Source organism: Deinococcus sp. LM3 (assembly GCF_002017875.1).
Classification (GTDB): domain Bacteria; phylum Deinococcota; class Deinococci; order Deinococcales; family Deinococcaceae; genus Deinococcus.
This window is the reverse complement of sequence record NZ_MUFV01000001.1, coordinates 2,696,551-2,721,104: the sequence shown is the minus strand read 5'-3', so window position 1 is coordinate 2,721,104 and position 24,554 is coordinate 2,696,551. Positions and strand designations below refer to the sequence as shown.

Genomic DNA, 24,554 nt, shown 5'->3' with positions numbered 1-24,554 from the left:
TGAAAGGGCGGGCGGCAGGGGTGGGGGTTACGCCCGGACGAGGTACGCGCTGTCGATCACGTCGAGTTCACGGACCTGCGCGAGTTGCCCCGGCGTCAGGGCGTCGTCGAGGGTCAGGGTGAACAGCGCCTGTCCACCCTTCTCGGCGCGTCCGAGGGCCATGCCGGCGATGTTCACGCCCCAGCTGCCGAGCAGGGTGCTGAGTTTGGCGACCGCGCCGGGCTTGTCCTGGTTGCTGGCGATCAGGATGTAGCCGTCGGGTTCGAGTTCCACGCGGAAGTCGCGCAGGCGGGTCAGGCGGGGGCTGCGGCCGAAGACGGTGCCGCCGACGGTGCGGGTGCGTTCCTTCTGGCCGTCGCCGCCGCCCGTGACCTTCACGATGACCTCGGTCTGGTAGTCGGGGCTGTCGCCTTCCTCGCGGATGGCGATGTTCACGCCGCGTTCGCGGGCCAGGGCGCGGGCGTTGATCATGTTCGGCGTCTCGTCGGTGCTGCCGCTCAGGTAGCCCACCAGGACGCTGGTGACGACCGGGGCGGGGTCGGCGGGGAACTCGCCGCGGAAGGTGACTTCCACGTCGTGCGCGCCGGGCAGCAGTTGCGACAGGATGCGGCCCAGCTTCTCGCCGAGTGTCAGGTAGCCGCCGAGGGCTTCCATGGTCTTGGCGTCCAGGGCGGGGGCGTTCACGGCGCCCTTGCTGACGTCGCCGTGCAGGGCGTCGAGGACGCGGGAGACGATCTCGGCGCCCACGCGTTCCTGCGCCTCGACGGTGTTGGCGCCCAGGTGCGCGGTGATGCCCAGGTTGGGGGCGTGCAGGAAGATGTGATCGGGGGTGGGGGGTTCGTCCACGAACACGTCCACGCCGGCGGCGAACAGGTGGCCGCTGTGCAGGGCGTCCACCAGGGCCTGTTCGTCGATGATGCCGCCGCGCGCGGCGTTCACGGCGATCGCGCCCTGGCGCAGGCGGGCCAGTTGCCCGGCGCCGATCATGCCGCGCGTCTCGTCGGTCAGGGGGGTGTGGACGGTGATGGCGTCCACCTGAGCCAGCAGGTCGTCCAGGGTGGCGGCGCGCGTGACGCCCAGCCGCTCGAACTTGCTGTCCGGCACGTAGGGGTCGAAGGCGACGACGTTCATGCGCAGCCCCTGGGCGCGGTCGGCGACGATTGAGCCGATGCGGCCCAGGCCGACGATGCCCAGGGTCCTGTCCTTGAGTTCCAGGCCCAGGTACTTGCGGTCCCACTCGCCGGCGCGGGTCAGGCGGTCGCTGCGGGTCAGGCCGCGCGCGGCGGCCATGAGGTGCATGACGGCCAGTTCGGCGGCCGAGACGTTGTTGCTCTCGGGGGCGTTCAGGACCAGCAGGCCGCGCAGGCTGGCGTAGTCGAGGTCGATGTTGTCCACGCCAACGCCGCCGCGCCCGATGACTTTCAGGCGGGGGCCGGCCGCGTCGATCAGTTCCCGGTCGACCTTGGTGCGGCTGCGGGTGATCAGGGCGTCGTACTCGGGCAGGCGGCGCAGCGTCTCGGCGCGGTCCATGTTGCCCTGGTAGTCGATCTGGAACCCGGGGTGGTTCAGGTTGCCGGGGTTCATCTCGTCGCAGATCAGGACGCGCAGAAGGGCGGCCTGTTCGGGGGTGGGCGCGGGTGCGGTCATGCACAGAGGGTAAGCGCCCGGAGCGGGGAGGGGCAGGATTTGGCTAGGGGGAAGGGCGCCGGGCCGCTGCCGCACAGACTCCCTCCCTACAGACTCTCCCTACAGTCTGACGTCCAGCGGCAGGGCCGCGCCGAGCAGTTCGCCGTAGGTGTCGCTGTCGATCTCGCGCACACCCAGCGTTTCCAGGTGCGGGTTCTGGATCTGGGCGTCCAGCAGCGTGAACCCGCGGGCGTGCAGGTGCGCGGCGAGGTGGATCAGGGCGGCCTTGCTGGCGTTCGTGACGCGGTGGAATTTGCTCTCGGCGATGAACGCGCCGCCCAGCGCGAGGCCCAGCACGCCACCCGCCAGTTCGCCGCCGCGCCAGACCTCGAAGGAGTGCGCCAGTCCCTGCGCGTGCAGGTGCAGGTACAGGTCCGCGAGTTCGTCGCTGATCCACTCGCCGTCGCGGGGGGGGCTGCCCGGCAGTTCGCCCCGGCAGCCGGCGATCACCTGCGCGAAGGCGGTGTCCACGCGCGGCTCGAAGTGCTTCAGGTCGCGGCGCAGGCGGCGGGCGACGTGCAGGCCGCCGCGTTCCGTGAGCGGCACGACGGCGCGGTTCTCGACGGAGTACCACATCAGGCCGTCGCCGTTGTCCATCAGGAACGCGCCCGAGGCGTAGTGGCGGGCGACCTCGCGGGTCAGGGGGTCCGGGTGGTTCAGGAAGGTGCGGGCGGGCGGCAAGGTCAGCCTCCGGCCGGGGTGGGTTTCGGGTACAGGACCGCCTGCGTGCAGCGGAACAGGGCCATCAGGCGGCCGTCCGGGCCGGTCACCTCGGCGTCCCAGACCTGGGTGGTGCGGCCGGCGTGGACCTTGCGGGCTTCGCAGGTGACGGTGCCCTCGCGGGCGGTGCCGAGGTGGTTGCTCTTGAGTTCGATGGTGGTGAAGCCGCTGGCGTCCGCCGGCAGCAGCATGCGCGTGCCGTAGCCGCAGGTCGTGTCGGCCAGCGCGACGACGCTCGCGGCGTGCAGGAAGCCGTTCGGGGCGAGCAGTTCGGGGCGGACGGTCAGTTCGCTGCGCAGCAGGCCCGGTTCGGCGTGCGTGAACCGGATGCCGATCAGGCCCGGCAGGTGTCCGGCGCCGAAGGCGGTCAGGGCTTCCGGGGTGGGCAGGTCGGTGGAGGTGGGGGCGCTCATGGCCTCCAGCGTACCGTGCGGGCCAGAGTGTCCCGGCTGACAGTGTCCCGGCTGGCCCTCTCGCGGCTGGCTCCCCCACCCGGCCCTGGCCCTGTGCTCCCTGGCCCTGTGACTCCTGACCCTGTGACCCCTGTCCCTGTGAGTGGGCGGCGGCGCTCTAGAATGCAGGAGTGCGTCTCGACTCGCTGTCCACCCTGAACTACCGGAACCTCGCGCCATTCACCCTGGCGTTTCCGGCGGGCGTGACCGGCGTGTTCGGCGAGAACGGGGCCGGCAAGACGAACCTGCTGGAAGCGGCGTACCTGGCGCTGACCGGCCTGACCGACGTGTCCCGCCTGGAACAGCTGGTGCAGCAGGGTGAGACCGAGGCGTACGTGCGTGCCGACCTGGAAAGCGGCGGCAGCCTGAGCGTGCAGGAGGTCGGGCTGGGACGCGGGCGGCGGCAACTGAAACTGGACGGCGTGCGCGTGCGGACCGGGGACCTGCCGCGCGGCAGCGCCGTGTGGATCCGCCCGGAGGACAGCGAGCTGGTGTTCGGGTCGCCGTCCGGACGGCGCGCGTTCCTGGATTCGCTGCTGTCGCGCCTGAGCGCCCGCTACGCCGAGCAGCTGACCCGGTATGACCGCACGGTGTCGCAGCGGAACGCGGCCCTGCGCGGCGGCGAGGAATGGGCCATGCATGTGTGGGACGAGTCGCTGGTGCGCCTGGGCAGCGAGATCATGCTGTTCCGCCGCCGCGCGCTGGTGCGCCTGAACGAACTGGCGGCCGAGGCGAACGCCGCGCTGGGCAGCCGCAAACCCCTGACGCTCACCCTGACCGAATCCACGGCGCCCGAATCGTACGCGCAGGACCTCGCGGCCCGGCGCGCCGAGGAACTCGCGCGGGGCAGCACCGTGACCGGCCCGCACCGCGACGACCTGCTGCTGACCCTGGGAGGGTTCCCGGCCAGCGAGTACGCCAGTCGCGGCGAGGGGCGCACGGTGGCCCTGGCGCTGCGCCGCGCAGAACTGGAGCTGCTGGCCGAACGGTTCGGAGAGCGACCGGTGCTGCTGATCGACGATTTCTCGGCGGAACTGGACCCGGTGCGCCGGTCGTTCCTGCTGGAACTGGCGGCCAGCGTGCCGCAGGCCATCGTGACCGGCACCGAACGTGCCCCCGGCGCGGCGCTGACGTTGCGGGCGCAGTCCGGCCGGTTCACGCCGGACGCCGGGCCGGACGGGGAACCGCCCGAGCCGGAACCGGCCGACCTGCCCGCCGTGGCCGGGGTCGGCGCGTGACACGGGGGCGCCGCCTGAGCGGACCGCGCGCCATCGGGGAGTTGATGGGCGCCACGCTGGGCACGGCCCGCATCGCGCGGGGAATCGAGCGGGCGCGCGCCATCCTGCTGTGGCCGCAGGCGGTCGGCCCGGAGATCGCGCGCCTGACCCGGCCGCGCACGCAGCAGGGCGGCACGCTGTTCGTGGAGGTCCGTGACAGCGCCACCGCGCACCACCTGAGCATGCAGCGTCACCATTTCCTGAAGGCCCTGAACGCCCTGATGCCCGACCAGCCGATCAGCGAGATCCGGTTCAGTGTGGGGTCGGTGCGCGAGCCGGTCACGGCGCCCCCGCCCGCGCCGCTGCCTGCCCCGGACCGCGCGCGGGCGCGGCAGCTGGTCGAGGGCGTGCAGAGCGAACGCAGTCCGGACCTGCGGGGCGCGGCGCTGCGGGCGGCCGAGGCGATCACGCGGGCGCGGCGCTGGCGGGAGGAGCAGGGCTGGCGGCCCTGCCCGGTGTGCGGCGAGGCCAGCCGCGAGCAGCCGTGCCGGGCCTGCGCCCTGACCCTGGAGGACCCGAACGTGCGCCGCGCCGCCCGGCTGCTGCAACGCTGGCCGGAGAAACTGCCGGACCTGGGCGGGACGCTGGGGGACAGCGGGGCGGGCGCGGCGCGCTTCCTGGCGCTGCGGCAGCTCGAGGGGCAGCTGGACCTGCTGGCCCTGGAATGCGTGCGCAGCGGCCACGAGGACGGCTACCGCGAGTTCCTGGCGCAACAGGCGGACGTGTTCATGGCGCTCACGCTGGGGCGCACGCGGGCGCAGCTGCGGCCCTCCGACCGCTCGGTGCTGCCGGACAGTGCCCGCAGCGTCCTGAACGCCGGGCGCTGAGCGCGTCCCGGCGGCCGTGGGTCACCCGCGCCCCCGACCGGGTGGATGCGTGAATCGGCCCTCATTCACGCGCCGGGAGCGGGGTATCGTGACGGCATGACCGACCTGAGTAAAGCTGCGCCCCCCTCCTCCGAGCCCTCGCCGACGCCGGGCGGGGCGGCGTCCAGTGACGCGCACCGCGCGGCGGGCGCGCAGTCCGTGCGGGTGGCGGTGCTCACGGTCAGCGACACGCGCACCCCGGAGACCGACACCAGCGGACAGTACCTGCTGAGCGAACTGCGCGCCGGGGGGCACGAGGTGGTCGCGTACCGGGTGGTGCGGGACGACGCGGTGGACATCCGTTCGGCGCTGGTGGCCTTCGCGCGTGAGGCGACGGTGGTGCTGTCGAGCGGCGGGACCGGGATCACGGGGCGGGACGTGACGGTGCCGGTCGTGGAGTCCCTGATCACCAAACCCATTCCGGGCTTCGGGGAGCTGTTCCGGATGCTGTCGTACCAGCAGGTGGGCGGGGCGGCCATGCTGTCGCGCGCGGTGGGCGGGCTGGTGCGCGGCGCGGTGGTGTTCGCCATGCCCGGCAGCCTGAACGCCGTGAAGACCGCCTGGGAAGGCATCCTGCGTGACGAGATCGGGCACCTGGCCTTCGAGGTCACGCGGCACGGGCAGCCGGGCGTCCTGAACGCGCCGCCCGCGCCGCCCGCCCTGGAGGCGCCGACGCCGCTGCCCACACCGCAGCCCGGCGCAGGCGGGGGGGTCGCGGCGGGTCTGGGCCGTCACCGCAAGGGGCCGCAGTGATCCGACCGGCCCTGACCGGCCAGGGTGGGTGTCCGTGGTGGGCCTGATACGGATTCCGTTTGTTTCGCCGACAACCCGGAACATCGCCGGGTTGCCAGCTCCACGTCCGGAACCCGTTTTTCTCCCACTCGCATCCGCTCGGATTGAACGGTCTTTGCAGCCCATTCAATCGGAGTCCGTATGATACGGACGGGTGGCCTGTGAGCGGGCCGCTGCTGCTGGCCCTGACCCTGATCGCCGTGTACTGGCTGGCGCGGGTGGGACGCGCGGCGCGGCTGTCGCTGCGGCCCGCGCAGGCGTGGTGGGCGGTGCCGGGGCTGGCGCTGCTGCTGCTGGCGGCGCTGCTGGAACTGCCGGCGCTGTTCGGGGTGGGCGCGGCGCTGCTGCTGCTCTCGGAGTTCGCGCCCGCTGCGTTCACGCCGGCCCCGGCGGACCTGCCGGGCCGCTGGGCGCAGGCCGGGTGGCCGCTGGTGGGCGTGGTGCTGGGGGCCGGGCTGCTGACCGCCCTGCCCGGCGCACCGGCGGCCGAGCAGGCGGCGCTGCTGCCGCTGGGCGCCGCGTCCCTGCTGGCGGGCGGGGCGGGGCTGCTGGGGGCGCTGCTGATTCCGCCGCTGCACCGGCGCGCGCCGCTGGGCTTCCAGGTGCGCTGGAACCGCACGGTCACGCCCGAGTGGCCGGACCTGAGCGTCACCGTGACCGAGCAGGGCGCGTACCTGAAGAACGTGTCCGGGCGGGCGCTGCGGCTGGCGGGGTGGTCCCCGGCGGGTCTGAACGCGTGGTACCGGGTGCGCGGGCCGGGCGGGACGCCGCTGCTGGAACTGCGCTCCGGGCAGGAGGCGCTGCTGCCCGTCACGGCGCAGGACAGTGGGGTGCGGGTCTGGTACGCGCCGCTGCGGGCCGACGAGGCGCACCTGTTCCGCGCCGACTGGACGCCCCCGGCGCGCGCCGAGAGCCGCGTCCTGAACTGACGGGCGGGCCGTTCCGGCAGCCGGTCGGACGGGGCACCGTTCGCGCTCCGGATAAAGGACCGTTCATGCTTTTGCAGGTTTTTTCACTCCAGTGCGCCCAACTCGGGGTATGGTGAGCGACATCGTGAGTCTGGTGTTTGACTGGTCGGCGCTGCGCGCCCTGACAGAAGGGCCGGGAACCGGCGGAGTCCTCCGCCAGGAACCCGGCGATTTCCGTGTGGAGGAAGTTCCTCTGTACCTGCCGTCCGGTGAGGGCGAGCACCTGTTCGTGCAGTTCGAGAAGACCGGGCACACGACCGCGCACGTCCTGAGGGAACTGGGCGGGCAGATCGGCGTGCGGGATCGGGACATCGGCGTGGCTGGCCTGAAGGACCGGCACGCCGTGACCACGCAGTGGATCAGCCTGCCGGGCAAGGTCGAGGGCCGCCTGCCGACCTTCGCGCTGGACGGCGTGCGGGTGTTGCAGGTGACCCGGCACATGAACAAGCTGGGCATGGGGCACCTGCGGGCCAACCGGTTCGTGGTGCGGGTGCGCGGCGCGGCGGGTCAGGCGGACGCGGCCCGGCAGACGCTGGAGGGCCTCGCGGCGCGGGGCGTGCCGAACTACTTCGGGCCGCAGCGCTTCGGACTGGGTGGCCTGAACGCCGAGGAGGGCCTGCGGGTCGTGCGGGGCGAGTCGCGGGTGCGGGACCCGCGCGTGCGGCGGTTCCTGACGACGGCGCTGCAGAGCGTGGTGTTCAACGGGTTCGTGAACCTGCGTCTGGAACGCGGCGTGTTCGACGGCCTGCTGGCCGGGGACATGGCCAAGAAGCACGACACGGGCGGCGTGTTTCAGGTCGAGGACGCCGCGCAGGAGACGCCGCGCGCGGTGCGGGGCGAGGTCAGCGCGACCGGCACGCTGTTCGGCAAGAAGGTCAAGCCCCTGACCCTGGACGCCGGAGAGCTGGAGCAGGAGGCGCTGGCCGCGCTGGGCCTGTCGGCCGGGATGTTCTCGTCCCGCAAGGGGGACCGCCGCCTGACGCGGGTGTTCCCGGAGGACGTGAGCGTGACCCCGGAAGACGACGGGTTCACGGCCGCCTTCACGCTGCCGCGCGGCAGTTTCGCGACGAGCGTGCTGCGCGAGATCATGAAGACCGACGTGGACGCTCCGGACATGCCCGGCGACGGGTCAGACGACGCCGGGGCGCTGGAGGACACCGAGTGAAACGACTGCGAATGATCTGCGGGGCGGCGGCCCTGCTGCTGACCCTGCCGGCGCAGGCCGCGACCTCGCGGACCCTGACCCTCAGGCCCACGCAGGGGGGGGCGCTGCTGACCGGCACGCTGACCGTTCCCAAGGCGGACGAACTGACGGGCGTCTGGAGCAGCGTGGGCCGCGCGCGCCTGATGCGCTGCGCGCCGAGCTGTCAGGTGGTGCCGGCCGTGCCGGTGCCCGGAACGCTGACCCTGAACACCTCGACCGGGTACCGCATCGTGCTGGGCGGCACGTTCCGGGCCGGGCAGAAGGTCAGTCTGGTGCTGCGGTACCGCAACGCGCAGATCGTGAACCTGAGCGCCACCGTCGCCCCCTGAACATGGCCGGCCCCGCCCGGCCCGATGCGGCGCGGCCCGATGCCCGGCTGCGCGCGGCGTTCCTGGCGTCCCGGTACGGCACGGCGGCGCAGCCCGTGACGCTGGGCGCCGAGCGGATACCCGCCTTCACACCGGCCTGGGCGGCGTCCCGCTGGGGAGTCGTGACCGCGTGGAACCCGGCCGGGCAGGCGCAGGGGCGCGCGGCGAACCGGGCGGCGCAGGCGCGGCTGCGGGTCGCGGCGGCCCGCTGGCCTGGGCACGGCGGCGTGAACGGGGACGGCGACTGGCAGGAACCGACCCTGATCCTGACCGGTATCTCGCTGCGGGACGTGGCGGCGCTGGGCGGGGCGTTCGGGCAGGCGGCGGTCCTGTGGGGCAGCGGCGCGCGGGCGGCCCTGGTGTGGCTGCCGGCGTCCGGGGTGGGGGGCGTGCGCGTGGAACGCTGGTGGCTGCGCCCGGCCGGGAAAGGTGCGGGGGCGGGAACCCTGGCCGGGCCGGGCGATGTATAGTGGCCGATTGTGACGCTGGACGCTGCTGACGCCATTTCGCCGCTGGGGGTGCTGCCTCCGGCCGGGCCGACGTGCATTCACCTGCCGCTGAACGTCTCTCCCGAGGAACTGGCCCGCTACGCCGTGGGGCTGGCGAACGCGCGCGGCGGGACGGTGCTGGTGGGCGTGGACGTGCTGGACCTGCCGCCCGGCACGGTGCGCGACGCGGGCGAACTGCACCCGCTGATGGTCACGCACGCGATCTTCGAACTGTCGGGCGGCCGCCTGACCGTGAACGTGCAGCACCACCGGCTGCCGGGCGGCGCGCGGGTGCTGGCGGTGTTCGTGCCGCAGGGACCCTACGTGCTGGCCGCGCCGGACGGATCGGTCATTGCCTGGGACGGCGCGCACCTCGTGCCGGTCACGCCGGGCGAGGCCGAACCGGTCGCGGATCAGGACTTCACGGCGGTCGTCCCGCCGGACGCGTCCCTGGCGGACCTGGACCCGGCGGAGGTCGCGCGGCTGCGTGGCCTGGGACGCCGGGCCAGCGCCTCGAACCTGCCGGACCTGGATTTCCTTCAGGAACTGGGGCTGCTTGTCCCCAGTGGCGGGGCGCTGCGGCCCACGCTGGCCGCGATCCTGCTGGCGGGCACGCCGGCGGCGCTGCGGGCGCACGTGCCGCAGGCCGAGGTGTGCTTCTACCATCACCACACGCCGGACGTGGAATTCCAGTTCCGGGAGGACCTGCTGCGGCCCATTCCGGCGCTGCTGACCCGGCTGGCCGAGCTGATCCAGGCCAGGAACCGCTTCACGCCGGTGCAGGTGGGCCTGTTCCGCATCGAGGTGTGGGATCAGGACGAGGCGGTGTACCGCGAGGCGCTGCTGAACGCCCTGACGCACCGGGATTACCGCCTGCGGGACGCGGTGCACGTGCATCACTTCCCGGACCGGCTGGAGATCATGAACCCCGGCGGGCTGCCGGGCGGGATCACGCCGGGGAACATCCTGCGCCACCAGCCCAAGCGCCGCAACCCGCTGCTGGCCGAGGTCCTGGCCCGCCTGGGACTGGTCGAGCGGGCCGGGGTGGGCGTGGACAAGATGTACTCGCTGATGCTGCGCCACGGCAAGGAACCGCCGGAGTTCACCACGTACCCGGACTCGGTGACGCTGGCGCTGCACTCGCCGGGATTCGATGCGGAATTCGTGCGGTTCGTGGCGCGCAAGCAGGAGGACATGCAGACGCTGTCGCTGGACGTGCTGATCGTCCTGAGCCTGCTGGCCCGCGAGGGCGAGGCGACCCGCGCCGCCCTGGCCCGCGCGCTGCAACTGCCCGAGGACCGCACGCCCAGGCTGCTGCGCGGCATGGAGGATCACGGCCTGATCGTGAAGGCGGGCGTGGGGCGCGGCATCGCGTATGTCCTGAGCGACGAGGTGCGCCGCGCCCTGGGCCGCGAGCGGGTCGTGCCGGCCGTCCAGACGCCGCCGGAAGCGGTTGTGCCCGCGCCGGAGGTTGCGCCGACCACCCCGTCACCGGCCTATCAGGGGTTGGCGGATCAGGAACCGGCAGACACCGTCAGCGGTGCCCGGCCAGCGTCGGTCACGTCTCCCCCACCCCCGGAAGCTGCCGGGCGCCCGAAGCGCGCGGCACGCGCCCCGCGCGACGAGTCCGGCCCCAGCGCCGCCGAGGTGCGCGCCATCGCGCTGGCCCTGGCGCGCGAGCGGGGCCGCGTGCGGAACGTGGACCTGCGCGAGGCCTGCGGGCTGACCACGCAGCAGGCGTGGCGAACGCTGCGGCGGCTGGTGCAGGACGGCCTGCTGCGCAAACTGGGCAGCGGCACCCGCGACGCGGCGTACGAACTGCGCGCCTGAACGGGACTCCTGCCGGGCGCTACTCCTCATACGGACTCCGATTGAATGGCTTGCAAAGCCGTTCAATCCGAGCAGAGCGAGTAGGAGCAAAACGGGTTCCGGACGTGGAGTTGACAGATCGGCGGTGTTCCGATCTGTTAACGAAACAAACGGAACCCGTATCAGACGTTCCCTTTATAAGGCAGGGGCGCCGGCATTCCGCGACGGGTGCCGGCGCCGCTTTCGTGAGCGGTGACAGCGGCTTTCAGTTCCGGCCGCGGCCCTCTTCGGGAACTCGCTCGGCCTGGAATCCCTGCGGGTCTGCCTGTTTCAGGAATGCCAGGCGCACCCCGCAACACTCCGGAATGCCGCCGGGAGCAGGGATTCCGCCATTCCGGAGTGGCGTCAGGAGTGGGTACACCCGCCGCCTGCCCGCCCGTGGAACTGTTTCCATTGACAGTGCCGGGCCGGGCATGTACGCTTGGTACACCTGAAGTTAATACACGTGGAACCGCTTCCCAGGAAGCGGGCTGGGACTGTCCAGCACCCACCAAGGGGGATGCATGAAGAAAGCTATTGCACTCGTGAGCCTGACCGTCGCCATCGCCGCCAGCAGCAACGCCAGCGCCGTCACCGTGACCCTCGCCTGCGGCGCCGTCGGTCAGGAACTTCAGCTCTGTAAGGAAGGCGCGGCCCGCTGGGCCAAGAAGACCGGCAACACCGTCAAGATCTTCGAGAGCCCCAACCTGACCAACGACCGCCTGGGCCTGTACCAGCAGCAGCTGGCCGCCAAGAGCAGCGACATCGACGTGTACCAGCTCGACGTCGTGTGGCCCGGCCTGCTCGCCCAGCACTTCGTGGACCTGAAAGGCAAGGTGCCGGCCACAGAGGTGAACGCGCACTTCAAGGGCATCATCGACGCGAACACCGTGAACGGCAAACTGGTCGCCATGCCCTGGTTCACGGACGCCGGCCTGATGTACTACCGCACCGACCTGCTCCAGAAGTACGGCTTCAAGAGCCCCCCCAAGACCTGGACGGAACTGGCCCTGATGGCCAAGAAGATCCAGGACGGCGAGCAGAAGACCAACAAGGCCTTCACCGGCTTCGTGTGGCAGGGCAAGAACTACGAGGGCCTGACCTGCGACGCCCTGGAATGGGTCGTGAGCTTCGGCGGCGGCACCATCGTGGACGCCAAGGGCAACATCACCATCAACAACGCCCAGGCCGCCAAGGCGCTGGACACCGCCGCCAGCTGGATCAAGAGCATCAGCCCCGCCGGCGTCACCACCTACGCCGAGGAAGAAGCGCGCGGCATCTTCCAGGCCGGGAACGCCGCCTTCATGCGCAACTGGCCCTACGCCTGGGCGCTGGGCCAGGGCGACGACTCCAAGGTCAAGGGCAAGATCGGCGTGGCGCCCCTGCCCAGCGGCGGCAGCCGCAACGCCGCCACCCTCGGCGGCTGGCAGCTCGGCGTGAGCAGCTACAGCAAGAACCAGGCCGCCGCCATCGACCTCGTGCGCTACCTCGCCGGCCCCGCCGAGCAGAAGATCCGCGCCATCGAGGGCACCTACAACCCCACCATCGCCACGCTGTACAAGGACAAGGACATCCTGAAGGCCAACCCCTTCTTCGGCAGCCTGTACAACGTGTTCACCAGCGCCGTCGCCCGGCCCTCCGGCCCCACCAAGAGCAAGTACAACCAAGTCTCCCAGGCCTTCAGCACCGCCGTCAGCGACGTGCTGAACGGCAAGATGAAGGGCCAGGCGGCCGTCGCCAAGCTCTCGACCGACCTGGCGCGCATCAAGGGGCGCGGCTGGTAATCCCCGGCACCCCCGCGCCCTGAGCTGGACATCCGGATCAGACCGCGCCAACCGCCACACCGAACAACCACCATACCGAACAACCGTACGAGGAGCCAAGCGGGGGGGACGCCCAGAGTCTGGGCCTCCCCTCCGCCTTCGCGTGCCGGGATCCGGTTGATGGGCAGACGGTTAACCGTCGGGCGCCGCGCGGAGTCATACACTGCCAGCACGCACATCCCCGTCCAGTCTGATTCCCGGCCCTGCCCACCTGCTTCTGAGTTCCGCGCCAAAGGAGGCCACCCGACCATGACCGTCAAGACTCCTGTTTCTGCCGCGCCCGTCAAGACACGGGGCATCGAGGCGGCCCGCGCCCGGACGGCCATCTGGCTGCTGCTGCCCACCCTGATCGCCATCGCGCTGGTCGCCGGGTACCCGCTGTACCGCACGATCTACTTCTCGCTGTTCGAGGCGAACCTGACCAGCCCGGACCAGCGGACCTTCATCGGGCTGGGGAACTTCTGGTTCACCACGCCCGAAGGCATCGGCCTGGGCTTCCTGCAGGACCCCAAGTGGTGGGGCGCCGTGAAGAACACCCTGCTGTTCACGGTGGTGTCCGTGTTCCTGGAAACCGTGTTCGGCATGATCATCGCGCTCGTCGTGAACAGCGCCTTCAAGGGGCGCGGATTCCTGCGCACCGCCATGCTGGTTCCCTGGGCTATTCCCACGGTCGTGTCGGCGCAGATGTGGGCGTACCTGTACAACGACTCCTTCGGTCTGATCGGGCGCGGCCTGCTGGGCGGACAGGCCGTGCTGGCGAACACCGACAGCGCCATCTGGGCCCTGATCGCCGTGGACGTCTGGAAGACCACGTCCTTCATGGCCCTGCTGATCCTGGCGGGGTTGCAGAGCCTGCCCAGCGACATGTACGAGGCGGCCGACATGGACGGCGCGAGCAAGTGGACGCAGTTCTGGCGCCTGACGCTGCCGCTGCTGCGCCCGGCGCTGCTGGTCGCGCTGGTGTTCCGCAGCCTGGACGCCCTGCGCGTGTTCGACGTGATGTCCGTGATGCTGGGCAACGTGAACGCCGCCAGCACCAGCATGACCGGGTACGCCCGGCAGGCGCTGATCGACAACCAGCTGCTGGGACTGGGCAGCGCCGTCAGCGTCGCCGTGTTCGTGATCATCATGGTGATCGTCGTGATGTACGTCACCGCCTTCCGCGTCAAGTTCGACTGATTCCCAGGAGGTGACCCCATGAACCTGAAAAACACCAACCCCACCCTGTACTACCTGCAACGCGCCGGCTTCTACCTGCTGGTCCTGGTGATCGGCGTGTACCTGCTCGCCCCGTTCTTCTGGGCGGTCCTGACCAGCCTGCGCTCGCCCGGCGACCTGTTCCTCACGCCGCTGGAATTCATCGGCGCGAGAACGACGTTCGGCAACTACGCGGACGTGTTCGCCAACCCCGGCTTCCAGCGGGGCCTGATCTACTCGCTGATCGTGGCGGTCGGGTCGGTCGCCATCAGCCTGCTGCTGGGCGCGTTCTCGGCGTACGCGCTGGGACGCTTCCGGTTCAAGGGCAAGACCATCGTCATGTACGTGATCCTGGCGGTCAGCGTGTTCCCGCAGATCGCCGTGCTCTCGGGCCTGTACACCCTGATCAACAACCTGGGGCTGTACAACAACCCGCTGGGCCTGATCCTGTCGTACCTGATCTTCACGATTCCGTTCACGGTGTGGGTGCTGACCAGTTTCGTGCGCGACATTCCGGGCGAACTGGAGGAAGCGGCGCTGGTGGACGGCGCCAGCCCCCTGCAGACGCTGTTCCTGGTGCTGTTCCCGGTCATGATGCCGGCGCTGGTCACGACCGGCCTGCTGGCCTTCATCAACGCCTGGAACGAGTACCTGTTCGCGCTGACCTTCACGAGCACCAACCGCACGGTGCCGGTCGTGATCGCCAACTACTCGGGCGCCACGCAGTTCGACCAGCCGTGGGGACAGATCATGGCCGCCAGCATCGTGGTGACGGTGCCGCTGATCATCCTGGTGCTGGTGTTCCAGCGCAACATCGTCTCGGGCCTGACCGCCGGGGCCGTCAAGGGCTGATACGGGTTCCGTTTGTTTCGCTGACAATCCGGAACTTCACCGGATTGCCAGCTCCACGTCCGGAACCCGTTTCTCTCCTTCTCGCATCCGCTCGGATTGAACGGGCTTTGCAGCCCATTCAATCGGAGTCCGTATGACCCTCCCCCGCTCCTCCCGGCCCGTTCCAAGCCCGTCCCTCCCACACCCGTCCCTGCCATGCCCGGCTGGGACGGGTCTTTTCTGCATTCTCGCCGGCCGGAGCCCGCGCACCTGTGTAGACGCCCCGGGGGGCGCGCGGGCCTATCTGGCTGGACATCCCGCCCCGGACGCGCCTGCCCCGCCTATCCTCGTGCCCTGGACCGGCCCGGTTTTCCGGCCCCCGGCACGAGGAGTCCCACATGTCTGCTACCACCCGAATGACCGTCACCCTCGCCGCCCTGCTGCTGGGGTCCGGCGCCAGCGCCCAGAACGCCGGCAAGACCATCAAGATCGCCACGCTCTCCCCGCTGTCCGGGTCGCTCAGCAGCCTGGGCGTGCAGGTCCGTAACGGCACGCAACTGGCCGTGAACGAGGCCGCGCCCGCCTTCGCGAAACTGGGCCTGAAACTGCAACTCGTCGCCTTCGACGATCAGGCTGACCCCGCCACCGGCACCGCCGCCGCCCGCAAGATCGCCGCGGACCGTCAGATTCTCGCGGTGGTCGGCGCGCTGAACAGCGGCGTGACCATCCCCGCCACCGCCGCGTTGCAGGCCAGCCGGGTCGCGGTCGTGAACTCGGCCAGCACCGCCAATCAGGTCACGGACCGCGGCCTGAAGAACGTCAACCGCATCGTGCCGCGCGACGACGCGCAGGGACCGGCGGGGGCCAGCTTCATCCGCTCGACCCTGAAAGCGAAGAAGGTGTACGTCCTGAACGACAAGACCGCGTACGGCGAGGGACTGGCGCGCGAGGTGGAACGCAGCCTGAAGGCGGCCGGCGTGAAGGTTGTGGCCAGCGAGGGCACCGAGGAGAAGGCGGACTTCTCCGGCGTGATCGCCAAGATCCGACTCCAGAAACCCGACGTGATCTACTTCGGCGGGGTGTACAACCAGGTGGGCGTGTTCCTGCGGCAACTGCGCGGCGCGGGCGTCATGATCCCCGTGGTGGGCGGCGACGGCCTGGACAGCAGCGAACTGAGCAAGATCGCCGGGCCCGGCGCGCGGGACGTGTACTACACGACGACCGCCGCGCCGGTCGAGTCGCTGCCCAGCGCCGGGGCGTTCGCGGCGACGTACCGCAAGACCTTCGGCATGGCCCCGCAGGGCTTCGCGGTGTTCGGCTACGACGCGGCCCGCGTGGCGCTGCGCGGCATCCTGGCCGCCGCGAAGGCCGCCCAGAACGGCGTGCCCAGCCGCGAGCAGGTGCAGAGCGCCGTGCGCCAGGGCACCTACAGCGGCCTGCTGACCGGCACCGTGGCCTTCAACAGCGTCGGGGACCGCCGCGAGGCGAACCTGTACGTCATGAAGCTCAATGGCACGAAGGCCACCCTGAGCACCACCGTGAAGGTCAAGGCCCCGGCCCGCTGATACGGACTCCGATTGAATGGGCTGCAAAGACCGTTCAATCCGAGCGGATGCGAGAAGGAGAGAAACGGGTTCCGGACGTGGAACCGGCAATCCGGTGAAGTTCCGGATTGTCGGCGAAACAAACGGAATCCGTATGAGCGGCCGCACGACCGGCGTTCAGAGGTACAGGGCAGAGGCACCGGAGGGCGTTACCCCGGTGCCTCTATCCTCTGTGTGCGTCGGTCAGACGCTGAGGGTCTTGGCGCAGCGGTACAGGTCGCGGTTGACGTCCTTGCGTTTCTCCCAGGTGTCGTTCAGGGGAATGAAGGTGATGCCGTGGTTCTGGCGGCCCACCATGACGTTGCTGCGGCCTTCCATCAGGGCGTACACGGCGGCCTCGCCGAGGCGGCTGGCGAGCACGCGGTCGCTGCTGACGGGGCTGCCGCCGCGCTGGATGTGACCCAGGATGCTCACGCGGGTTTCCATGCCGGTGCCGGCCTGGATGGCGTCCGCGACGCCCTGCGCGCCGCCGGGGTAGCCTTCCGCCACGATGATGATGCTGCCGGTCTTGCCCTTGGCGACGCTCTGCTTGACGACGTCCAGCACGCAGCTGACGTCCTTGGCGTCCTCGGGGATGAAGACTTCCTCGGCGCCTCCGGCCACGGCGACGTCCAGGGCGATGTGCCCGGCGTGGCGGCCCATGACCTCGATCACGAAGATGCGTTCGTGGCTGGCGCCGGTGTCGCGGAGTTTATCCACGGCGTCCAGGGCGGTCTCGACGGCCGTGAAGTACCCGATGGTGTGGTCGGTGCCGTACAGGTCGTTGTCGATGGTGCCGGGCACGCCGATCACGGGAATGCCGTGCTCCTGCTGCAGGTAGTGCGCGCCGTGGAAGCTGCCGTCGCCGCCGATGACGATCAGGCCGTCCACGTTCCAGTCGCGCAGGTGCTGGGCGCCGCGCGCGCGGCCTTCCGGGGTGCGCCAGGTGTGGCTGCGGGCGGTCAGCAGGATGGTGCCGCCGCGCTGGATGGTGTTCGCCACGTCGCGCGGGCCGAGCAGGTGCAGTTCGCCGCGGTGCAGGCCGGAGAAGCCGCGGCGCACGCCGACGACCTCGATGCCCTGCGAGGAGGCGGTGCGCACGACCGCGCGGATGGCGGCGTTCATGCCGGGGGCGTCGCCGCCGCTGGTCAGGACGGCGACGCGCCGGACGCCCTGCGGGTTGGGGTGCGCGGGTTCCGGGTTGAGGGAGGACGGGACGGGAGCGGCGTTCTGGTCGGTCATGGGAGCCTCGTTTCGGGGGCGGCGGGTGGGCGGGGGCCGGCGTGGGTGCCGGTCGCCTGTAACGCCAGGGTATATGCGTCATTCTTACGCAAACCCTGCGAAACGAGAAGCTCACGTATATCCCTGACCCCCAGCCCCTGGGCAGCCCAGGCCTGCGCCTGCCCCAGGTGATCGACCTGCGCGGCCTCGGCGGCCACCTCGGCGTCGCTGCGGCCCGCGACGACCACGGCGATCTCGCCGCGCACCGCGCCGCCGAAATGGGCCGCGAGTTCGCTCAGGGTGCCGCGCGCCGTCTCCTCGAACCGCTTGCTGAGTTCCCGCGTCACGCTCGCGGCCCGGCCCTCCCCGCAGGCCTGCGCCAGGTCCAGCAGCGTGGCCTGCAGGCGGTGGGGGCTCTCGTACAGCACGCTGGTCTCGGAGCGGGCCGCGATGGCCGACAGGCGCTCCTTGCGTTCCCGGCCACTGCGCGGCAGGAAGCCCTCGAAGGTGAAGCGCCCGCCGGGCAGGCCCGACAGGACCAGCGCCGGCACGAAGGCGGTGGCGCCCGGCAGCACCTCGACGGGAATGTCGGCGGCCACAGCCGCCTGCACGAGTTCCGCGCCGGGGTCGCTGATGCCGGGCGTGCCGGCGTCACTGACGTACGCCAGGCGCGGGTACTTCCCGAGGACCTGCGGCGCGCGGCGCATGGTGTGCGCGTCCAGGCGCACCAGCGCCTTGCGGATGCCCAGGTGCGTCAGCAGCGCCCCGGTGCGGCGGGTGTCCTCGCAGGCGACCGCGTCGGCGGCGCGCAGCACCTCCAGGGCGCGCAGGGTGATGTCGCCCAGGTTCCCGACCGGGGTGGGGACCAGCCACACGCGCGCGCCGTCCGGGATGCCCGGGGGGGCGGCGTCCAGCGTGAGCGTCCCGTCTGTGCCGTCCGCGCCGGACAGGTCGGCGTCCGTCTGATCCGTGTCCGTCTGATCAGGGTGGGGCTGATCCGGGTGGGGGTCAGTCATTGGCGACCCGCGGCCCCCGGCCGTACCCGAGCGCGGCCTGCCCGAGTTCGGCGGCGGCGCTGCTGGCCTGCTCACCCACGCGGGTGGCCTGCTCGCTGAAGGTGGCGGCCAGTCCGGTGTTCGGTTTCAGGCGCACCTTGACCTTGCGCGGGCGTTTGAGGACGTTGGTGATGCGGGCGCGCAGCAGCTCGCCCTCCCCGACGGTGACGGTCACGACCGTGCCTTCCGGCAGGCGGCCTCCGATCACGACGACCACGCCGTTTTCCACGACGCCCTTGTAGGCTTTCATGCTTCCCTCCTCTGGGCGCGGCGCTGACGGCGCTCGGCGCTGGACAGCGCTTCACGCAGCGCAACGATTTCCGATTCACGGGCTCCGCCGAGACGGGCGTACCGGTCGATGACCTCGGCGGCCTCGCGGCGGCGGTCCAGGCGCAGCAGCAGGCTGCCCAGGTGCTCGCCCGCCACGAAGTACGAACGGGGATTCTGCGGGTCGGCGGCCACCTGGGCGCGCGCGGCGGCCAGCCGGTCCAGGTGGACACGGTGGCGGTTCACCTGCCAGCGCACCAGGAACGTCGCCAGTCCGAAGGTCAGGACGGCGCCCAGCACCGACACGGACACCGCCTCGGGCACACCGACCGCCGAGCCGACACGCACGGTCAGCGGAAAGCAGAACGCCAGGACCGCCAGGACCGCCAGGGTCGCCGCGTAGTTCACGCGGTCCCTGCCGGACCGGTCGGCCACCGGGGGGCTGCCAGGATCGTCGGGCCTTTCATGATCGACAGTCTAGCGGGCCGGAGCGCGCCGCGCCGTGCGGGACTCCGGATTCCGGCCGGGCGCGGGTGTACCCTGGCGGGCGTGCGCCTTCACCTGATCACCGTCGGAGACCCGAAACTCGCCTACGCCCGCGCCGGCTGGGACGAGTACGAGAAGCGGCTGCGGCGCTACCACAAGGTGCAGGTGACCCGCGTGAACGGCCGCTCGCAGGCGCTGGAGAGCGAGGCGGTGCGCCGCGCGGCCGGGAAGGCGCCGCTGGTGCTGCTCGACCCGCGCGGGCAGCAGTTCACGAGCGAGGCCCTGAGCGCGTACCTGGACGCGCAGGCGCTCGGAGGCGTGGGCGAACTGGCCTTCGCCATCGGCGGGCCGGACGGCCACACGGACGAACTGCGGGCCTCGGCGCACGCCCTGTGGAGCCTGGGCCTGCTGACCCTGCCGCACGACTTGGCGATGGTGGTGCTGGCCGAGGCGCTGTACCGGGCGAGCACCATCAGCGCCGGGGAACCGTACCACCGGGGCTGAGCGCGCGCCGGGGACGCGGTCAGTGGTCTGCACCTGCACCCGGAAGCGCGGCGGGAGGGGCCGCTACGATGGGCGGCGTGAACGTTCCCCCGGCCGACCCTGATCCCATGACGCCTCCCGCCGCGCCGCTGCCGGAAGCGCCATTGCCAGAAGCGGAGTGGCTGCGCGCGCCGGTGCTGTCCGGGCGGGCCGTGACCCTGGGGCCGCTGCGCGAGGAACACGCGGCGGACCTGTGTGCCGGCGCGACACCCGACACCCTGCGGTTCCTGGCGCGGGGCGGACCGGTCACCTCGGATGTGGCGGGCTGGGCGGCGCACGTGGCCGAGCTGAACGCCCTGCCGCGCCGCGTGAACTTCGCGGTTCACCTGAACGGCCCGGACGGGCCCGGCGCCGCCGTGGGCCGCATCAGTTTCAGCGAGGTGAACGCCGCCGACGGCTGGGCCGAGATCGGCACGATGCTGCTGCCGGCCGCGCAGGGAACGGCCGTGAACCCGGAATCCAAACTGCTGCTCATGACCCGCGCGTTCGAGGTGCTGGGAGCGGGGCGCGTGCAGTTCAAGGTGGACGCCCGCAACGAACGCAGCCTGCGGGCCATGACGCGGCTGGGCGCGGTGCGGGAGGGCGTGCTGCGCGCCTACCAGCGCCGTCCGGACGGGTTCACGCGGGATTCCGTGGTGTTCAGCGTGCTGGCCGGCGAGTGGCCGGCGGTGAAGGCCGGACTGACCGCGCGGGTGCGGTCCCTGACCTGACGGGCCGACCGGAACGGCCGCGCGAAAGCCGCGTCACCCAGCCGCCCAGCCGCGCACCGGGCGGATACTGAACAGACTTCCGGCGACAGTCACGTCCGTGAAAGATCGGATGGGAGAAGCCACTGGTCTTCAGGGAGTGGAGACGTGTATGACAACATCGTTCCCATCAGGCAGAACTGCCCATCCGGCATTCCGGTCAGCACGTCACGGATCCAGGCTGTCGTCTGCTCCAGTTGCTCGTAACGGCCTGAATCGCCTGTGAGTTCCAGTGTCTCGCCACGCACGACACTCACCTGCACGAGTCGGACGTGATGCCAGACCAGATCCACCGCTGCTTGAAGGGCGGCGGCGCCCGTGACGGTCACGTGTACCTGGTTCTCTGATGTGAGTTGAGCACGGAGACTGGGCTTTGCACGCAGGATGGAAGCCCTTTCGCTCCATGGGACGTCATCCGATACGTCATACGAGAACAGCATCGCCTCAGACGTGCCCAGGTGACTTTGAACGAATCGCGCCGCTTCCGTAAGCCCCAGAGCACGGTCTTTCCCAAACTGCCGGGTGTCCTTGACAAGGACTGAATGGTCGGGCTGAAGTTCAAGCAGGTCGACGCCATAGAGCAGAGCGATATCCAATTCCGCCAGTCGCCGGAGAAACTTAAGGGCCTGGGATGCAGGGATCAGGAGCTCAGGGGGCGCCCATGGTTCGCCCCCAGTACACGGGTGCAACGCTTCAAATTCCTGCTGCAGGAGGCGTTGTTTGGTGGAGGCATCCATGGCTCACATGCTGTCATGCCCCAGCAGGAGCCGTTGACCCCTCGATTTCACTATGCCTTGGAAGCACTCGCGGCGCATTCGCCCACCGTAGTCCTGCACTCTTGCAGGAGGCCTGATGAGAATCTGGTCAAGATTGCCACAATGGGTTTGCTACGCTCGGAGGCATCATGCCCCGCGCCCGCCTCTCCCCTGCCGCGCTCCTGATCCTGAGCGTCCTGACCCTGTCCCTCGGCCACGCCACGGCGCTGATCGTTCCGATGCCCGGCTGGACCCCCCAGAACGGCGACGCGAACTACTGGATCGACGCGCGCGGCGAGTGCGTGCTGCGCGAGGAGCGTCACGGTCAGGCGTTCCCGACCTTCACCTCGCCGGACGAGGCGCGCAGCTTCGCGCTGAAACTCCAGTCGTCGCTGGGCCGCAGCGTCAGCAACGTGGTCACGCAGCCGGTGGACCGCGCCGGTAGCTGGGGCGTGCTGGCCGCGTACGACTACCAGCAGGCGGGCGTGAAGTACCGCGTCAGCCAGCTGTTCCTGAGTGACAGCGGCGTCCTGCGGACCGTGACCGGCAGCAGCGCCGCGCAGGGTGCGCCCACCTGCGCCAACGACATGCGCGACTTCATCCGTTACCTCGCCAACTGATCGCCGCGGACGTGTGCGGCCGGGGTGGGCGGGAGCGTACCGGGTGCGTGGTAGGCTCCACGGTTGAGATGAATGTTCTGCGTGCGGTGCGGGTGGTGCGGCCATGATGGTCGTCACGGCGATTCTTTCGTGGTTCCTGGTGGGCCTGTTCGTGCGGGTCAGCCGGGCGCGTGGCTGGGGCCAGAAGGTGCGCGTGGACGGCCCTCAGACGCACCTGGTGAAGGAGGGCACGCCCACGGCGGGCGGCGTGCCGTTCGTGCTGGCGGCGGCGCTGGTGTTCTTCCCGCTGTACCTGACCGGGAATGCCGGCGGGCCGCGCGAGCTGATCATCATGCTCGCGGCGCTGGCGATGGGCGTGATCGGCGGAATCGACGACCTGCTCAAGATCCGCTCGCGTATGACCGGGCGGGGCCGCACGGAACTGCTGGCCCGTGAGAAGTTCCCGTTGCAGTTCGTGGTGTCGCTGGTGTTCGCGTACTTCGCGGCGCCGCTGGCCTCGCATGAACTGCTGCCCAGCCTGGGGCCGGTCGCCGACGTGATCCTGCTGACGCTGGTGATGGTCGGCAGCGTGAACGCCTTCAACTTCACGGACGGACTGGACGGCCTGCTGAGCGGCGTGGCGATCATCGTGCTGCTGCCGCTGCTGGCGCTGTCGCCGGTCAGTGCGCTGCTCGTGGCGGCGCTGCTGGGGTTCCTGTGGTTCAACGCGCACCCGGCGCGGGTGTTCATGGGCGACATGGGCAGTCACGCGATCGGCGCGGTGGCGGCCGGCGCGTACGTGCTGTACGCGGACGTGTGGCTGCTGCCGCTCGCGGCGATCATTCCGGTCGCGGCGGTCCTGAGCGTCGTGATTCAGGTCGTGTCGTTCAAGACGCGCGGCAAGCGGGTGTTCAAGATGTCGCCCATCCAGCATCACTTCGAGCACGCGGACGTCGGCTGGCCGGAAACGCACGTCACCATGCGGTTCTGGATGGTCACGGCGGTCGCCACGGCCGCCACGTGGTGGATTCTGGGCGGTCGCCCTTGACCCTGGACGGGGCGCTGGGCGGCACGCTGCGCGCCCTGCCGGGCCTGTTCGCGGCGCGGGCGTACCTGCCGTCCATGGGCACGACCGTGTACCGCGCCGCGCACCAGACCGAGACGGGCGGGCTGTTCACGCTGGACGTGGCCGGGGACGCCGGCATCCTGAGCCTGTACGCGCCGCTCGCGCCGCACGAGGAGGCCGCGCTGGCCGACGCCTGCGCCCGCGCGGGGGGGCTGGCGGCCGTGTACCTCAAGCGCCGCCCGGTCGAGGCGCGGCACGCGGCGAACGTGGAGCGCGAGTACCTGTCCCCCCCGGAACCCGTGTGGGGCGAAGCGCGCACGGAGGTCACGGCGCTGGAGAACGGCGTGCCGTTCCTGATCCGGCCCGGCGCCGACCTGAGCGTGGGGCTGTTCACGGACGCCCGCCCGGCGCGCGCCTGGGTGCGCGAACACGCCTCGCACGGTGAGGGGCGGGTGCTGAACACCTTCGCGTACACCTGCGGGTTCGGCCTGAACGCCGCGCTGGGGGGCGCGCCGGTCGTGAAGAACGTGGACCTGTCCCGCAAGGTGCTGGCCTGGGGACAGGCGAACTACGCCCTGAGCGGCCTGAGCGCCCCGGACACCGACTTCCTGTTCGGGGACGTGTTCGGGTGGTTCACGCGGCTCGCGCGGCGCGGCGCGCAGTTCGATCTGGTGATCCTGGACCCGCCCAGTTTCGCGCGCAGCAACGCCGGGACGTGGCGTTCCGAGCGGGATTACGGGCGGCTGATGACGCTGGCGGCGGGCGTGACCGCGCCGGGCGGGCGGGTGCTGGCGCTGCTGAACCACGCGGGCGTGACCCCCGGCACCTTCGAGCGACTCGCCTGGGCGGGCCTGGAGGAGGCGGGCCGGGCGGGGCGCATCACGGCGCACCTGGGGGCCGGCGAGGACTACCCCGGCGCGACCCACCTGAAAGCGCACGTGTGGTCCCTGAGCTGACCCCCGGCAGGCAGGGTGGCGCGCCCTACCGGGCCGGGAAACGCGAGCGGTATCACTTCGCTTTGTAAAGCGGGCGCTATGCTGTGGGCATGACCCAGACCGCGCAGAACGAACCGCAGGTGCTTGTCCCGCTGACCACGCCCGAGGAAGTCGATCAGTTCCTGACCGAGTACCCGCTGGCGGCCGTGTTCAAGGCCGGCACCTGCCACAAGACCATGCAGGGCTTCGGCGTGCTCGAAACCTTCCTGCAACGCCACGAGCTGCCCGTGGGCTTCATCCGCGTGGTGGACTGGCGTTCGGCCAGCAACCATGTCGCGCAGCGCACGGGTCTGGTGCACCACAGCCCGCAGCTGATCCTGTTCCAGGACGGCCAGCCGCGTTTCGAGGTGAACAACTGGGACATCACGCCCGAGGCTCTAGCGCCGGTGTTCGAGCAGCACGTCCCGGTGCGCGCGGGTGAGGGCAGCGTCGCCACGGACGACAACGCCGAGCCGTACCGCCGCCTGATGCGCGCCTTCCTGGACGGTCAGCTGAGCGAGTGGGCCTTCCAGGATCAGTACGTGAACATGTTCCGTGACGACGCCAGCCTGCGCAGCCAGCGTGAATTCGAGCTGCTCTCGCGTCTGTTCGGCGATCCCGACGCCTACCACGGTGGCCTGCACCAGCTGGGAGCCCCGCAGGAGCGCGGCGACCTCAAGGCCCGCGTGCAGGCCCTGCTGACCGAACTCGGCTGAATTCAACCGAACTGATACCGACT

26 protein-coding genes are annotated in these 24,554 nt (G+C 70.8%); 18 read left to right on the top strand and 8 right to left on the bottom strand.

All coding sequences use genetic code 11. The features are described from left to right. Window positions 1-27: 27 nt before the first annotated feature. From serA to BXU09_RS12815, 3 genes are all read right to left on the bottom strand, one after another. On the bottom strand, window positions 28-1,647 hold the full coding sequence (serA, locus tag BXU09_RS12825) for a phosphoglycerate dehydrogenase (protein ID WP_078303514.1): 1,620 nt from the start codon (window positions 1,645-1,647) through the stop codon (window positions 28-30). A gap of 99 nt (window positions 1,648-1,746) precedes the next feature. Then, window positions 1,747-2,367 carry a leucyl/phenylalanyl-tRNA--protein transferase gene (aat, locus tag BXU09_RS12820; protein ID WP_078303510.1) on the bottom strand — a complete coding sequence of 207 codons (621 nt, stop codon included), beginning with the start codon at window positions 2,365-2,367 and terminating at the stop codon, window positions 1,747-1,749. 2 nt (window positions 2,368-2,369) lie between these two features. Then, a complete protein-coding gene (locus BXU09_RS12815; protein ID WP_078303506.1) occupies window positions 2,370-2,819 on the bottom strand; it encodes a PaaI family thioesterase in 450 nt (149 codons plus the stop codon). Window positions 2,820-2,989: 170 nt separating this feature from the next. On the opposite strand from BXU09_RS12815, the gene recF reads away from it, so the two are divergent. The 12 genes from recF to BXU09_RS12755 all read left to right on the top strand — a co-directional run bounded on the left by recF (window position 2,990) and on the right by BXU09_RS12755 (window position 16,085). Further along, on the top strand, window positions 2,990-4,096 hold the full coding sequence (gene recF / locus BXU09_RS12810; RefSeq protein ID WP_078303503.1) for a DNA replication and repair protein RecF: 1,107 nt from the start codon (window positions 2,990-2,992) through the stop codon (window positions 4,094-4,096). Beyond that, window positions 4,093-4,962, top strand: a complete 870-nt coding sequence (locus BXU09_RS12805) for a DciA family protein (RefSeq protein ID WP_240501232.1) — start codon at window positions 4,093-4,095, stop codon at window positions 4,960-4,962. Before recF ends, BXU09_RS12805 begins: the two co-directional genes overlap by 4 nt. Window positions 4,963-5,058: 96 nt before the next feature. After that, a complete protein-coding gene (locus BXU09_RS12800) occupies window positions 5,059-5,754 on the top strand; it encodes a molybdenum cofactor biosynthesis protein B (RefSeq protein ID WP_078303496.1) in 696 nt (231 codons plus the stop codon). A gap of 200 nt (window positions 5,755-5,954) precedes the next feature. Then, the gene (locus tag BXU09_RS12795) at window positions 5,955-6,722 is read left to right on the top strand and encodes a hypothetical protein (protein WP_144012113.1); all 768 of its coding nucleotides are present in this window, start codon (window positions 5,955-5,957) and stop codon (window positions 6,720-6,722) included. Window positions 6,723-6,831: 109 nt separating this feature from the next. Then, a complete protein-coding gene (locus BXU09_RS12790) occupies window positions 6,832-7,926 on the top strand; it encodes a tRNA pseudouridine(13) synthase TruD (protein WP_078303488.1) in 1,095 nt (364 codons plus the stop codon). Then, entirely contained in the window at window positions 7,923-8,294 is a 372-nt protein-coding gene (locus BXU09_RS12785; protein ID WP_144012112.1) for a hypothetical protein, read from the top strand. The genes BXU09_RS12790 and BXU09_RS12785 overlap by 4 nt, the downstream gene beginning before the upstream one ends. Window positions 8,295-8,296: 2 nt before the next feature. Then, complete coding sequence (locus BXU09_RS21945) at window positions 8,297-8,803, top strand: DUF3293 domain-containing protein (protein ID WP_078303485.1); 507 nt, start codon at window positions 8,297-8,299, stop codon at window positions 8,801-8,803. A gap of 9 nt (window positions 8,804-8,812) precedes the next feature. Continuing rightward, complete coding sequence (locus tag BXU09_RS12775) at window positions 8,813-10,651, top strand: ATP-binding protein (RefSeq protein ID WP_078303481.1); 1,839 nt, start codon at window positions 8,813-8,815, stop codon at window positions 10,649-10,651. Between the two features lie 542 nt (window positions 10,652-11,193). Next, window positions 11,194-12,453 (top strand): ABC transporter substrate-binding protein, encoded by a 1,260-nt coding sequence (locus BXU09_RS12770; RefSeq protein ID WP_055363420.1) that lies wholly within the window; start codon window positions 11,194-11,196, stop codon window positions 12,451-12,453. Between the two features lie 288 nt (window positions 12,454-12,741). Continuing rightward, the gene (locus tag BXU09_RS12765) at window positions 12,742-13,671 is read left to right on the top strand and encodes a sugar ABC transporter permease (RefSeq protein ID WP_055363419.1); all 930 of its coding nucleotides are present in this window, start codon (window positions 12,742-12,744) and stop codon (window positions 13,669-13,671) included. Between the two features lie 18 nt (window positions 13,672-13,689). Continuing rightward, window positions 13,690-14,541, top strand: a complete 852-nt coding sequence (locus BXU09_RS12760; protein WP_055363418.1) for a carbohydrate ABC transporter permease — start codon at window positions 13,690-13,692, stop codon at window positions 14,539-14,541. Between the two features lie 377 nt (window positions 14,542-14,918). Then, the gene (locus BXU09_RS12755; RefSeq protein WP_078303477.1) at window positions 14,919-16,085 is read left to right on the top strand and encodes a branched-chain amino acid ABC transporter substrate-binding protein; all 1,167 of its coding nucleotides are present in this window, start codon (window positions 14,919-14,921) and stop codon (window positions 16,083-16,085) included. Window positions 16,086-16,307: 222 nt separating this feature from the next. On the opposite strand, the gene pfkA is transcribed toward BXU09_RS12755, so the two are convergent. From pfkA to BXU09_RS12735, 4 genes are read right to left on the bottom strand one after another with little or no spacing between them, the layout of a single operon-like run. Further along, entirely contained in the window at window positions 16,308-17,345 is a 1,038-nt protein-coding gene (pfkA, locus tag BXU09_RS12750) for a 6-phosphofructokinase (protein ID WP_078303473.1), read from the bottom strand. After that, window positions 17,342-18,340, bottom strand: a complete 999-nt coding sequence (gene rsmI, locus BXU09_RS12745) for a 16S rRNA (cytidine(1402)-2'-O)-methyltransferase (RefSeq protein ID WP_078303469.1) — start codon at window positions 18,338-18,340, stop codon at window positions 17,342-17,344. Before rsmI ends, pfkA begins: the two co-directional genes overlap by 4 nt. Continuing rightward, a complete protein-coding gene (locus BXU09_RS20960; RefSeq protein WP_168174526.1) occupies window positions 18,333-18,629 on the bottom strand; it encodes a hypothetical protein in 297 nt (98 codons plus the stop codon). The genes rsmI and BXU09_RS20960 overlap by 8 nt, the downstream gene beginning before the upstream one ends. Then, window positions 18,626-19,054 carry a hypothetical protein gene (locus tag BXU09_RS12735; protein WP_078305013.1) on the bottom strand — a complete coding sequence of 143 codons (429 nt, stop codon included), beginning with the start codon at window positions 19,052-19,054 and terminating at the stop codon, window positions 18,626-18,628. Before BXU09_RS12735 ends, BXU09_RS20960 begins: the two co-directional genes overlap by 4 nt. Before the next feature lie 141 nt (window positions 19,055-19,195). Here BXU09_RS12735 and BXU09_RS12730 point away from each other — a divergent pair, with 141 nt between their 5' ends. After that, window positions 19,196-19,636, top strand: a complete 441-nt coding sequence (locus BXU09_RS12730) for a 23S rRNA (pseudouridine(1915)-N(3))-methyltransferase RlmH (protein ID WP_078303466.1) — start codon at window positions 19,196-19,198, stop codon at window positions 19,634-19,636. A 77-nt stretch (window positions 19,637-19,713) separates the two neighbouring features. Then, entirely contained in the window at window positions 19,714-20,385 is a 672-nt protein-coding gene (locus tag BXU09_RS12725) for a GNAT family protein (protein ID WP_346417574.1), read from the top strand. 89 nt (window positions 20,386-20,474) lie between these two features. Here the strand turns inward: BXU09_RS12725 and BXU09_RS12720 are convergent, their stop codons facing one another. After that, window positions 20,475-21,158 carry a hypothetical protein gene (locus BXU09_RS12720; RefSeq protein WP_078303463.1) on the bottom strand — a complete coding sequence of 228 codons (684 nt, stop codon included), beginning with the start codon at window positions 21,156-21,158 and terminating at the stop codon, window positions 20,475-20,477. Between the two features lie 167 nt (window positions 21,159-21,325). On the opposite strand from BXU09_RS12720, the gene BXU09_RS12715 reads away from it, so the two are divergent. From BXU09_RS12715 to BXU09_RS12700, 4 genes are all read left to right on the top strand, one after another. Then, the gene (locus BXU09_RS12715) at window positions 21,326-21,796 is read left to right on the top strand and encodes a hypothetical protein (protein ID WP_055363416.1); all 471 of its coding nucleotides are present in this window, start codon (window positions 21,326-21,328) and stop codon (window positions 21,794-21,796) included. Window positions 21,797-21,899: 103 nt separating this feature from the next. Further along, complete coding sequence (locus BXU09_RS12710) at window positions 21,900-22,823, top strand: phospho-N-acetylmuramoyl-pentapeptide-transferase (protein WP_055363415.1); 924 nt, start codon at window positions 21,900-21,902, stop codon at window positions 22,821-22,823. Window positions 22,824-22,897: 74 nt separating this feature from the next. Next, window positions 22,898-23,797 (top strand): class I SAM-dependent methyltransferase, encoded by a 900-nt coding sequence (locus BXU09_RS12705; RefSeq protein WP_078305011.1) that lies wholly within the window; start codon window positions 22,898-22,900, stop codon window positions 23,795-23,797. 89 nt (window positions 23,798-23,886) lie between these two features. After that, window positions 23,887-24,531, top strand: coding sequence for a monothiol bacilliredoxin BrxC family protein (locus tag BXU09_RS12700; protein WP_078303457.1), 645 nt, complete (start codon window positions 23,887-23,889; stop codon window positions 24,529-24,531). Window positions 24,532-24,554: the final 23 nt, after the last annotated feature.